Below are 11,283 nucleotides of genomic sequence, written 5' to 3' on the forward strand. Positions count from 1 at the left end.
GCATCCGGGCGCGAACGGTCCAATACCCTTGCCGAAAATTGATACCCTGAAGGCATGGATTTCGATCTGCGCAAGCTTCGCTACTTCGTCGCGGTGGCCGAGCAGCGGCATTTCGGCCGGGCGGCCGAGCGGCTGTACATCGCGCAACCGGTGCTCAGCCGTCAGATCAGAGCCTTCGAAGAGGAACTCTCCTGCGCGCTGCTCGAGCGAACCACCCGTAGTGTGGCGCTGACCCCGGCCGGTGAGCAGCTCTACCGCGAGGCGCCGGGACTGCTCGCGGCGGTCGATGCCGCGGTGCGCCGGGTGCACGACGTCGACCACGGCGTGCAGCGGCTCGTGGTGGCCTTCTCCCCCGGACTCCATGTGTCCGAGGCGATTCGGGCGTTCGCCGCGCGCCATCCGGACGTCGAGACCGACCTGATCCCGGTGCGCTGGTGGGAGCCGGACACCCCGCTGCGGGACGGCCGCGCACAGGTCGGTTATCTGCGCCGACCGTTCGACGATTCGGGAATGCGCACCATATCCATCGGCCACGAATCCCGCGTCGCCTGTATGCCCGCCGCGCACCCGCTGGCCTCCCGCGGCGAGCTCACCCGCGCGGAACTCGACGGTGAGCGCCTGCTCGACGCCACAGCACGCCGCACCGCCTCACTCGAGGAGAAGTTCGAGCTCATCGCCGCCGGACACGGCATCGCCATCGTCCCGTCGAGCGTCGCGCGAGCCTACTCGCGTGCCGATCTGGTGAGCCTGCCGCTCACCGATGTCCCGGCCATCGAGACCTGTCTGGCGGCTCCCGTGGACCGCCGCGAGAAACCGGTCCGCGAATTCCTCGACATCGCCACCGCGACACTGCGAGAGAGCTGATCGGACCGCTCCCCAGCCAATTCGGCTGCGGCTCAGCGCAGTTCGGCGATCACCTCTGCCAGTGCGCGCATCCGGGACTCGGATACCGAATAGTGTGTGATGCCGTACTCGTCCCGATAGTGCCGCAGGGTGTCGGCGATATCGCGGGCCGTGCCGTGCAGAACGCCGGGCAGGTAGCGGTACTGCTCCTCGGTCAGGGCCGGATTGAACATGCGCACCATCGTCAGATCGGACTCGTGGCCGTCCAGCTCGACGCCCTGGACGGTCAGGCCCAATTCGAGGTCGGCGAGACGATTCCCGGCGGCCTCGCGAACGAACTCCACGCGCCGGGCGAGCGCGGCGACTCCGGTAGCGTCGGAGTCGATATCCGCGCCGACGCGCACCCCGGCCATCGCGACCGTATCGGCGTACTCGGCGGCAACCCGGAGCAAACGATCACCGGCACCGGCCACCAACACCGGAATCGGGTGCGGCAGCGGCGGTTCATGGTCGTTCGCGAACAGCTTGCGGATCTCGGTGAGAGTGTCGGCCAGATTCTCGATCCGCTGCCGGCCGCCCGGGAAAGGCAGCCCGGCGACCTCGAATTCGGGCTTGGCGAAATCCGGTCCCGCGCCGATGCCGAAATCGAATCGCCCCTCGGTGAGCAGGCCCATACTCGCCACGTCGCGGGCCAGCAGGGCGGGGCGGTAGAAACCGGAGTTGAGCACCATCGTGCCGACCCGCACCCGGTTGGTCGCCTCGGCCATGCTGATCAGCGCCGGAAACGGGGAGACCATGCCCAGATGGTCGGCCACCTGAACCACGTCGAAGCCCAGATCCTCGGCCTGACGTGCCCGGTCCTGCCACTCGCGGCGCGTGCTGGTCGCCGTTATTCCGACCGCGAACCGAAAAGGCCGCGCGGTCAAGTCATTTCGATTGTCTTCCACGTCCGTCCACCGTAGTCGCGAGCGGGGTGGACGGCATCCGATTACTTCCGCGATCTCCCTGCCCGCCGCCGGACAACGCGCATCGCACGCCGCGGACCGCATCGTCGAGCGGGCGGCTCGGCTCGTCGGGCGGTTGGGGCACCTCGCGTTCGCCTGATCCGTACCGCACTAGCGTGGACATGTCCGTACATCGACGTTCCGGACACTCGGCGTCGGCACGTCGCACCGCGTACATCCACGAGAGGAATTCCGATGGCAAAGATCTTGTTCGTCCTCACCGGGGCCCGTTATTGGACATTGGCTGACGGCACCGAACATCCCACCGGTTACTGGGCCGAGGAGTTCGTCGCGCCGTATCGGGCATTCACCTCGGCGGGGCATGAGATCACCGTGGCCACGCCGGGCGCGGTCGAACCGGCCGTCGACCAGGGCAGTCTGACACCGGAGGTCAACGGGGGGCCGGAGGGCGCCGCCGTGGTGGAGGCCGCGCTGCGGGCCGCGCACGAACTGCGGCACCCGGTCGATCTGGCGACCGTGCGGCCGTCCGATTACGACGCGGTCTTCTACCCGGGCGGTCACGGCCCGATGGAGGATCTGGCGGTGAGCGCCGATTCCGCGCGCGTGCTCACCGAGACACTCGCCTCCGGCAAGCCGCTGGGCATCGTGTGCCACGCGCCCGCCGCGCTGCTGGCCACCGAATCGACGGAGGGCTCCCCCTTCGCCGGGTATCGCCTGACCGGATTCACCAATGCCGAGGAGGGTCAGGCCGGATTCGCCGACAAGGCCAAGTGGCTGTTGCAGGACCGTCTGGTCGCGCTGGGCGCCGATTTCCGCGAGGGCGCACCGTGGGCCCCGCACATCGAGGTGGATCGCAACCTGCGCACCGGACAGAACCCGGCCTCCGCCCAACCGCTCGCGGACGAAATACTCACTGCCCTGAGCTGATCCGGCGCCGGCGATCCTGCTGCCACTGCTCCACCGCGGTCTGCACGACCTCCTCGTCCTCGACGGCGTGGGCGCCGGACGCGCCCGCGGCGCCCACGACCATCGCACCGTCGGTGATGAGGACCCCGCCCGCCCATGGGACGAAGTCGCCGCCGTAGAGGTGCTGGATACTGTCGACGATGCCGCCGGGCAGGGCGATCTCACCGGAGGACCGCAGGGCCAGCAACGCGGTGCGCGCCTTGGCCACAGCGATCCGGCTCGTCATGGGCATACCGCCGTCACCGCGCCGCAGGACGATCACCGCACCGGTGACGTCCAGAACGGCGACCGCCAGCGGCGGGAACCCGCGCTCGGCGCCGACCGCAAGCGCGGTGTTCACCAACCGATCCGCCTCCGCCAGGGTGAGACCGGGAAGGCGTGGAGTATCAGACACAGCGCAAACGTACACCGGCGGGCCGTATTCGCCGTGCGGGGCAAGGCTGTTCGATGGATCTCGGATGTCCCCGCGCCGGAGAGTGCCACATCCGAGCGCGACCGGTGGCGGTGTGCGCCGAGATCACTGGGCGTCCCGGCCGTTCCGGTGACGACCGGGGGTAGTACCGACGATGCCGGTGAAGGCCGCGATGAAGCCGCTGGGGTTGGCCCACCCGCACGCGTGCGCCACATGCGTGACGTCGTGGCCGTCGGCGAGCAGGACCAGTGCGTGGTGGATGCGTACCTGGGTGCGCCACTCGTAGAAGGTCATGCCGAGTTCGTTGCGGAACAGGCGGCTCAGCGTGCGGGCGCCGGCCCCGACCCGGCGGCCGAGTTCGGCCAATGACGCGTTGTCCGAGGGTGTTTCGTACAGCAGCCGGGCGACGGCACGCAATCTGTCGTCGACCGGTTCGGGCAACTGCAGCGGTTGTTCGGGTGCCTCGCGCAATTCGTCGACCAGCACCCGATGCATCCGCGCACGCGCCGCGCGCTCGTACTCGCGCGAACCGGTCAACCCCAGTACGACCTCCCGGGCCAGGCCGGAGGCGGTGAATACGGCAGGGCGGCCGGGCATGAGCCGGGCCAGGGCCGGCGACAGGAAGACGATCCGCATGTCGGTGTCCCCGTGCGCCCGGTGCCGATGCGCGAATCCGGCTGGTGTCCAGGCGATTCGATTGGCGGGGACGATCGACGCGCCGCGTTCGGTGCGCACCGAGAGCACGCCCCGCGCCGCGTACACCAGATGCCCGCGCCGATGGGCATGTTCCGAACTCGTCGCCCCGGCCGGCCACAGATGCACGCCGCCGGACGGCCACACTCGCGACGTGACACCCGGCCCGGAAGTCTGGCGGGCAATGGGCACAACACGGCATTCTATCGGTGGTCGGCCGCTCGCCGCCGCGCCACAGTGACCATATGCGCGATGACCTTCGAACGAACACGATCCACGCCGCACGCCCGGAGCGGGTGAGCGGGACGACCATGCGGGCGGCGGTCTGCGTCGAGCCCGGCGGCCCGGACCTGCTGGAGATCCGCGACCTGCCCATTCCGGCGGTCCGCGACGGCTGGAGTCTGGTTCGGGTGCGGGGCGCGGGCCTGAACCGGTCCGAACTCAGGACCCGCCGGGGACACTCTCCCGGCGTCACCTTCCCGCGCGTGCTGGGCATCGAATGTGTGGGCACCGTAGCCGCCTCCACCGATCCGGCGCTGCCCGAGGGGACGACCGTCGCGGCGGTGATGGGTGAGATGGGACGCGAATTCGACGGCGGCTACGCACAATACGCCCTGCTGCCCGATGCACTGCTGATGCCGGTCAGCACCACGCTGCCCTGGCACATTCTGGCAGCGCTGCCCGAGACGTACCTCACCGCACACGGCGCGCTCGACGCGGCCGGACTCACACCGGAGCCCGGCAGCCGGTTGCTGATCCGCGGCGGAACTTCCTCGGTGGGGCTGGCCGCGGTGTCGATCGCCGCCGGTTGCGGCGCCGAGATCGCGGCCACGACCCGCCGCCGAGACCGGATCGACGCACTGCTCGCCGCGGGCGCCGACCACGTCCTCGTCGACGAAGACGCCTCGCTCGCCGATCAGGTACACGCCGTCTGGCCCGAGGGCCCCGATCACATACTGGATCTGGTGGGAGCCGCCACCGCGGTGGACTCGCTACGTCTGGTGCGGCGCGGCGGGACGGTCTGTGTGGCAGGCTCGCTGAGTGGCTGGACACTGCGCGATTTCGAGCCGATCGCGATGATCCCCTCCGGGACCAGGCTGACCGCGTTCCACAGCAATGAGCTTCGCGGCCGTGCGGGCAGGGACGTTCTGCAGCGGATCATCCACCGAGTGGAGTCGGGGCTCTACCGTCCCGTCATCGACCGCGTCGTGAATCTCGACGACCTCCCCGCCGCCCATCGATACATGGAGAACAACGAGGCCATCGGCAAGATCGTGATGCTGCCCTAGCGAGAGGCGGGCGAATCTGCCTGGGGTTCGTGGTTCCAGCCGCTTTGCGGAGCGAGGTCTGTCGCGAGCACGCTGCTCGGACAAGTTGTAAGGGTGGTCCCTGTCGCCGCCACGGCCGTCCCGGCCGATCGGCGCGGTTGGCTCGAAGGTAGCGGGAGCTATCGAAAACGGCGGTATCGAAAAGCCGGCGCAAAAGTCGCCCGGGGTAACAGCACCAAAAGCCCAACCAGTAGCTCTTACCGATCGGGAACAAATAGACTCAGGTAGCGGCGCTGGTGAAGCTGACCGGGGCGTCACCCGCGGACATCGGGACCACCTTGGCACTGAACGCCCGGTATCCGCAGGAGCTGGCCACGCTGCAAGCCATCGATCCGGCCACGTTGACGGCGCTGGCCGCCAATCCCGCCGACGCGCAGGCCGGGGCGGCAGCAGTCGGTCAGGTAGCACGCGCGTTCGGCATCCCGCCGGACCAGGCGATCGTCCGGTTGACCGCCACCCAACAGGTTCCCCGGGACCAACTCGCGATCGCGGCCACTGTGGGACCGCAACTGGCACAAGCGCGTTCGCAGCTGCAGGCCGTGGCCTCGGTACCCACCGACGATCTGGCGTATCTGTCCGCACACGGCAGTGAGGTGCAGCAGGCCGCCGCCGATTCACCGGTGCAGTGGAAGCGCTGGTGGTGGGTGTGTCTGGTGGCTCAGATCGCGTTCCTGCCCGGTGTATTCGTGATGTCCGGCCGCTGGAACCCGAAGCGGGCCGCCGCGGACGCCGCGGAGCACGATCAGCTGGTGCAGCGCGAGCTGGCGGAGTTGTCGCAGTAATCGCCTCCCCGTCGGCCGGGCGGATCCGCCCGGCCGACGCAGGTGTCGGCAGCCGAGCTGCTCGGTCAGTTCGTCGGTCAGGTCGCGGAGGTAGGCGCGGGCAACAGGGCCGAGGGCTTCGATTTCGGCGAACAGCTGCCTGACCGGCACGCCGGGCTCATGCGGCGGCGGTGCTGGGCTCACGCAGCAGGCTGTGTCCAAGCGTATTGCGAAGCTCGAGGGCCAACTGGGGGTGAGCCTGTTCGACCGGTCATCCTCGGGCAGCGTGATCGGCCCCGCCTTCCGATCCGGCCGCGACGCCCTGCTGAACGGCCGCGTAATCCGGGCGCCGGATCTTCGAGCCGACTGCGGAGTCCCGGATCGGTCTCGCGTGCTGATTACGCCACCGGACGTAATCACCGATCGCCGCGTCCCGCACCGCATGGGTGCGGTGATCACACCAACTCCACGCCATGACCGGCACACCAGTCCCGCACTTCACGCCGCTTGTTTTCGTGGCCTGCCACGACACCCCCTCGAGGATCCGTCGCAACGTCTCCCGACTGATATCGGTGATCCCGTTGCACCGCAGGTTGTTCCATCCGCGCACCCCGAACAGCTCACCCTGGAGACCTCAGGGCAAGCCAGTGTGATCAGTCACCGCCCGTTCTTCGCGTCATCTTCTGTCGCGCAGGTCGCTGGAGCCTTGTAGCGGCGCAGATCCCCCGTATACCGAGGACCAAAGCCGAACATCATGCGCACAATCCGATCCAGCGCACGGCAAGCGAATCGCAACCCCGGAGGGCAAGGTCTAAACGAGGGGTTCGCGCAATTCTCGGACGAAGATGGTGTTGCCGCCCCGTTCTTTCGCTCGGTACATGGCGGTGTCGGCGTAATCGAGCAGTTGTTCGGGCGCGGGGCGGCCGTCGGCTACTGTGCCCGGGTCGAAGACCGCGACTCCGATGCTGGCGGTAATCGCAGCGGTTGCCCCGTTCGAGCCCGCGATGGCGCGCCGGAGCCGCTCGGCCAGCGACCGGGCGGACACGGCATCCAAATGGTCGACGAGCGTGAACTCTTCCCCGCCGGTGCGCGCGACGGTGGCGGCGGGGCCGGCTGTGTCGCGTAGCCGGGCCGCGGCTCTGACCAGCACCCGGTCACCTTCCTGGTGACCGAAGTTGTCGTTGACCACCTTGAATCGGTCCAGGTCGATGACCATCGCACAGATCGGCCCAGCGGCCTCGAACAATGCGGGTAGGTAGTAGTCGAGCCCACGCCGGTTCCACAGATTTGTCAACGGATCCGACAGCGCGTCCGTGCGCAGCACCCAATAGAAGAAGTGCAGCGTGGGGAGCACGAATACGACGGCAAGGGTCATGATCAGCGTCAGGGCCACCGCCAGTGGTATGTCGCTGTCCCGCTCGGTGTCGAGGACCATTCGCATCGTCACTGTCAGCACAGACAACAGTGACCATCCCGCATGTGCGGCGAGGGCTTTGGCGCTGTGGAACAGCGTCAGATAGCCGCCGGTCAAGATCAGGGTGGTGACATAGATCATCCCCACCCGGGGGTTTACCGCCTGACAGATGGCGGTGATGGCGATGTCGGAAACGGCGATCTGCGCCAGTGATACCGAAGCAGTCGGCCACGGTAACACATACCAGCGCAGCGTCAGCAGCACCGAAAGAACGGCGACGATTTCGATCGTGAGCCGGCCCGTCACGTCCTGCGGGCCTTCGGATGACAGGAGAAGCATGACAGCGACGACGGACAGGCCCAAGCCCGTAGTGCCCATCACGAGCTGCATCACGCCGAACACCGAATGACGCCGGAGCGTTGCCAGTAGCCAGCGGTAGTCGGCTGGTTCTCGCCACCACTTCCGCACGGCAAGCCATCCGACGCTCATAATCCCACCTCACCGAGTAGGAGTCAGGCCCTCATGCCGCTCTGGTCGGCCGGTTGCGATGTCCGTCGTACTGTTACGGCGACGCACCGGCATCCCCGCGACCGACAGTTTCGTCCGGCTCGCCGCGTGGCAACCGGAGTCCCAGACGTCGGGTGCACCGTGGTCGGGGCCTGGCCGGTGGAGCCCGCGATCCGGGCGGCTGTCACCATGTTTTCCGCGCCCTCGGACGACTTGGGCTTGCTCGCCCCGAAGTCACCGCAGTTCTCGAATTCGGCGGCGTCGGATCGGTCCCAGAGCTCGATGCGCTCGGTTCATACCCGAACTCATCTCAGGCTTCCTCTGCTTCGAGAGTTCGGCCTGGTAGAAGACATTTTACAGTGAGCTTCGCCAGGACCCACCGCAACTTTGAAATCCGAGCGGATGGACGCCTGGTCGGGCAACCCGTGTGCTCGGTGCGACCGCTCGCGGTGAGGACCGGGAGGTCCGCCGGATCTCGGGCAGCCGGCAATATGGTCCGGCCGGCGCCGTCGCACCCTGCGTCGGCCAGCTGGTGGAACGCCTTCGAGGCCTGCTCTCGGTTCAGGGTCTAGCCAGAACGTGACTGCTTCGCTGCTCGACGAGCGACCATCCGCACGCCGCATCGACCGGAAGAACTTCTCCGACACCGCCGTCTCGGGATTATGGAAGCGCCGGTGACGGTGAGCCGGGATGCTGTTCGTCTGCGCGCAAAATATCTGGTGGAAAGGGGATTCACTTGTCGGTTCGGGTCATCGGCGCGCGCACGTATGTCGGCACAAGATGTGGATCTCGGTTCCGCGAATCAGGCACCTCATCCGGCGGCTGACGGTCTTGCTGCGGTTCCTGCGTTCGATGCGGTGTCGGCCGTCTGAGTACGGAACACGCCGCGCGTCGCTCAACCTACAGGTTGTGCGGCCGAGTCGGTCTTGCGTGGGTACAGGTAGAGCATAACGAGGGCTGCCACAATCCCGCCGACGAGCGGCGCAACGATGAACAGCCACAGCTGGCTCAGTGCGTCACCGCCGACGAAGAGAGCCGGCCCGAGGCTCCGTGCAGGATTTACCGATGTCCCCGTGAGTGGGATTCCGACAAGGTGCACGGTACCCAGCGCGAGGCCGATCGTCAGACTGGAGGCGACGGTGGTAGCAGTCTTGGACGTCACAGCGAGCACCATCGAGACGAAGATGAATGTCAGCACGACTTCGGCGACGAATGCGCCGCCAGCACCGAGGTGCGTCATCGAAGCATTGCCGAAACCATCCGCGCCGAGGCCCTGATCCGATGTCGAGTACCCCCTCGCGCCGCTCAATATTCCGCGCAGGACAGCGGCACCTGCGATACCACCGGCGAACTGGGCGACCCAATATCCGATCGCTTGCACGATCGAGATACGCCCCGAAGCGAGGAAGCCGATGGTGACGGCGGGGTTGATGTGCGCACCGGAAATCGGCCCGATGCTGTAAGCGAGTATCACCATTACCAGACCGAAAGCCAATGCTGTGACGACGACTCCGGCGGACTTGCTGGCACCGGTGATCTCGAAGCCGAACGACAGCGTAGCTGCGGCGACTCCGATGAAGACCAAGGTTGCGGTGCCGAGAAATTCTGCGAACAGTGCACGAGCATTCATCGACTCCTCCTGAATACGAGTGGGATCCGATCTACCGCATGGCCGCTGAAGAATTTCTGAAAGATTGCGGTCAGCAGGAAGGTTGTCGCGCCGCCTGGCCTCTCACGCTAACATGGCGGCCGGTTTCAGCGACATCGCTGATGAAAGTGTTCAACGAATATCCATGTGCACGAACTATCGGTCCGCTGATCGGCGGACACGTCGGTTGCGCACAGCACTTACGGAGGGGCAGGAATCGCGAGCAGCAACATTCATACCCGTAACCGGCTGATGCGTGGTTTCTAGCGCTTTGCGGGCGCGGACTACGACCTCGATGCGATGTACGATCTCGCCGATCCCGACAGGATCAGCGCAGAACTGTTGCAGCGCACCCGAACTTCCTCCCGACCGTTGTCATACGGGGCGCCTCGGCCGCCTGCCGGCGACAGCGGACACTTCATGCAAGGCAGCGACCGGCCGCTCGGTGGTGATCGACCGTTTCACGAAGTGCAGCAACGACTCACGAAGGCGTACGACGACCATCGACGCGATCTTCACCGCCTGCCCGTTGACAGGTGCAGGCCACCGCCACCGATCGGGTCTGTCCGAATAACAGCACTGTCGCATATTCGGCTGCCGGCTCTGGCGCACTTTCGGTGGCGCGTGAGGCCTGAGTGACGGCAGTATGCCGCAGTGGTTGAGGCGAATGATGTTGGCGGGCTGTTGTTTTCGGGATTGTCGCCACTGATCGTGGAAGACGTGGTCGCCGAAGGTGCTCGGCTCATCGTCTGGTCAAGAACGGCGCCGGGTCCAGCAGTCTGCCCACGCTGCGGCGCGGCGTCGGAGAAGATCCACAGCTACCATCAGCGGACTTGGCTGACGTGCCGTTCGACGGCAGGTTAATGCACGTCCGCGTGCGTGTTCGGCGTCTGGTGTGCCAGACGCCGTGTGTCACAGGACATTCCGGGAGCAGGTCCCCGGGGTGATGGAGCGGTACCAGCGCCGCACTGGCAGGCTGACCAACCAGGTCCGGGCGGTGGTGCGAGAGCTGGCCGGCCGCGCAGCCGTGCGAGTCCTGACCGCGCTGCCGGTGCGGCTGTCGCGGCATACCGCGATCCGTGTGCTGATGCGAATCCCACTGCAGCAGAAACCAATTCCTTCGGCGTTGAGTGTGAACGACTTCGCGTTACGTCGGCGGAATCGGTACGGCACTGTCGTGGTCGACCCAGTCACCCACGAGCGGCTCGACGTGCTCACCGACCGCAAGGCTGACACCTTGGAAGCGTGGCTGAGTGAGCATCCGGGAGTGGCGGTCGTGGTGCGTGACGGGTCGGCCACCTACGCCGAAGCGATCCGCCGCGCCCTACCTGGCGCGATCCAGGTCGGTGACCGGTGGCATTTGTGGCACGGGCCGGCCCGGTCGGTTCGCGACGTCGTCGCAGCGCACAGCCGGTGCTGGGCGAACGCAGGCCCGAAACGACAGACCATGGTCCGGGAAACCACCACCCTCGAACGTTGGCACGCTGTGCACGCACTGCTCGATCAGGAAGTCGGGCTGCTCGACTGTTCCCGCCGGCTCGGGCTGGGGTTGAACACGGTCGAACGCTACGCCCGTATCCCCGAACCCGACCAGTTGCGGCGGCCCCCGCAAGACCGGGCTTGCCTGGTCGACCCTTGCCGAGATCACCTTCGTCAGCGACGATTCGCGTCGATCATGAGCCGGCGCCGAGGCGCAGACCTCGATGGCTGGATGAAACAGGTCCGCGAGGCCGGGCTCATCGAACT

Annotated in this window: 10 protein-coding genes and 1 pseudogene; 6 read left to right on the forward strand and 5 right to left on the reverse strand. The window is 66.9% G+C overall.

Going from position 1 to position 11,283, the window contains the following annotated elements; genetic code table 11:
- The first annotated feature begins 54 nt into the window (after positions 1 to 54).
- A complete protein-coding gene (locus NV1_RS36845; protein WP_067902551.1) occupies positions 55 to 864 on the forward strand; it encodes a LysR family transcriptional regulator in 810 nt (269 codons plus the stop codon).
- A 32-nt stretch (positions 865 to 896) separates the two neighbouring features.
- On the opposite strand, the gene NV1_RS36850 is transcribed toward NV1_RS36845, so the two are convergent.
- Positions 897 to 1,790, reverse strand: coding sequence for a TIGR03621 family F420-dependent LLM class oxidoreductase (locus NV1_RS36850; RefSeq protein ID WP_245714115.1), 894 nt, complete (start codon positions 1,788 to 1,790; stop codon positions 897 to 899).
- Positions 1,791 to 2,042: 252 nt separating this feature from the next.
- Here NV1_RS36850 and NV1_RS36855 point away from each other — a divergent pair, with 252 nt between their 5' ends.
- On the forward strand, positions 2,043 to 2,735 hold the full coding sequence (locus NV1_RS36855; protein ID WP_067902557.1) for a type 1 glutamine amidotransferase domain-containing protein: 693 nt from the start codon (positions 2,043 to 2,045) through the stop codon (positions 2,733 to 2,735).
- On the opposite strand, the gene NV1_RS36860 is transcribed toward NV1_RS36855, so the two are convergent.
- Together NV1_RS36860 and NV1_RS36865 are read right to left on the reverse strand one after the other, a co-directional pair.
- On the reverse strand, positions 2,719 to 3,168 hold the full coding sequence (locus tag NV1_RS36860; RefSeq protein ID WP_218027321.1) for a GlcG/HbpS family heme-binding protein: 450 nt from the start codon (positions 3,166 to 3,168) through the stop codon (positions 2,719 to 2,721). The two genes, NV1_RS36855 and NV1_RS36860, sit on opposite strands and share 17 nt — an antisense overlap.
- Positions 3,169 to 3,291: 123 nt before the next feature.
- On the reverse strand, positions 3,292 to 4,071 hold the full coding sequence (locus NV1_RS36865; protein ID WP_174557524.1) for an AraC family transcriptional regulator: 780 nt from the start codon (positions 4,069 to 4,071) through the stop codon (positions 3,292 to 3,294).
- A 53-nt stretch (positions 4,072 to 4,124) separates the two neighbouring features.
- Between NV1_RS36865 and NV1_RS36870 the strand changes: the two genes are divergently transcribed.
- The 3 genes from NV1_RS36870 to NV1_RS47085 all read left to right on the forward strand — a co-directional run bounded on the left by NV1_RS36870 (position 4,125) and on the right by NV1_RS47085 (position 6,680).
- Entirely contained in the window at positions 4,125 to 5,168 is a 1,044-nt protein-coding gene (locus NV1_RS36870) for a zinc-binding dehydrogenase (RefSeq protein WP_084526386.1), read from the forward strand.
- A 275-nt stretch (positions 5,169 to 5,443) separates the two neighbouring features.
- On the forward strand, positions 5,444 to 5,989 hold the full coding sequence (locus NV1_RS36875) for a hypothetical protein (RefSeq protein ID WP_067902560.1): 546 nt from the start codon (positions 5,444 to 5,446) through the stop codon (positions 5,987 to 5,989).
- A 139-nt stretch (positions 5,990 to 6,128) separates the two neighbouring features.
- Positions 6,129 to 6,680: a helix-turn-helix domain-containing protein gene (locus NV1_RS47085; RefSeq protein ID WP_373864697.1), complete on the forward strand. Its 552-nt coding sequence runs from the start codon at positions 6,129 to 6,131 to the stop codon at positions 6,678 to 6,680.
- Between the two features lie 99 nt (positions 6,681 to 6,779).
- Here the strand turns inward: NV1_RS47085 and NV1_RS36885 are convergent, their stop codons facing one another.
- On the reverse strand, positions 6,780 to 7,871 hold the full coding sequence (locus NV1_RS36885; RefSeq protein ID WP_067902566.1) for a GGDEF domain-containing protein: 1,092 nt from the start codon (positions 7,869 to 7,871) through the stop codon (positions 6,780 to 6,782).
- A gap of 913 nt (positions 7,872 to 8,784) precedes the next feature.
- Positions 8,785 to 9,519: an aquaporin gene (locus tag NV1_RS36895; protein ID WP_067902572.1), complete on the reverse strand. Its 735-nt coding sequence runs from the start codon at positions 9,517 to 9,519 to the stop codon at positions 8,785 to 8,787.
- 672 nt (positions 9,520 to 10,191) lie between these two features.
- Here NV1_RS36895 and NV1_RS36900 point away from each other — a divergent pair.
- Positions 10,192 to 11,200, forward strand: a pseudogene (locus tag NV1_RS36900) (ISL3 family transposase); the annotation flags it as partial.
- Positions 11,201 to 11,283: the final 83 nt, after the last annotated feature.

The sequence above is a fragment of the Nocardia vaccinii NBRC 15922 genome, from assembly GCF_001613305.1.
Lineage (GTDB): Bacteria > Actinomycetota > Actinomycetes > Mycobacteriales > Mycobacteriaceae > Nocardia > Nocardia vaccinii.

Coding starts and splice junctions, on each gene's coding strand:
- NV1_RS36845 (WP_067902551.1), top strand. CDS start 55: ATGGATTTCGATCTGCGCAAGCTTCGCTACTTCGTCGCGGTGGCCGAG.
- NV1_RS36855 (WP_067902557.1), top strand. CDS start 2,043: ATGGCAAAGATCTTGTTCGTCCTCACCGGGGCCCGTTATTGGACATTG.
- NV1_RS36870 (WP_084526386.1), top strand. CDS start 4,125: ATGCGCGATGACCTTCGAACGAACACGATCCACGCCGCACGCCCGGAG.
- NV1_RS36885 (WP_067902566.1), bottom strand. CDS start 7,871: ATGAGCGTCGGATGGCTTGCCGTGCGGAAGTGGTGGCGAGAACCAGCC.
- NV1_RS36895 (WP_067902572.1), bottom strand. CDS start 9,519: ATGAATGCTCGTGCACTGTTCGCAGAATTTCTCGGCACCGCAACCTTG.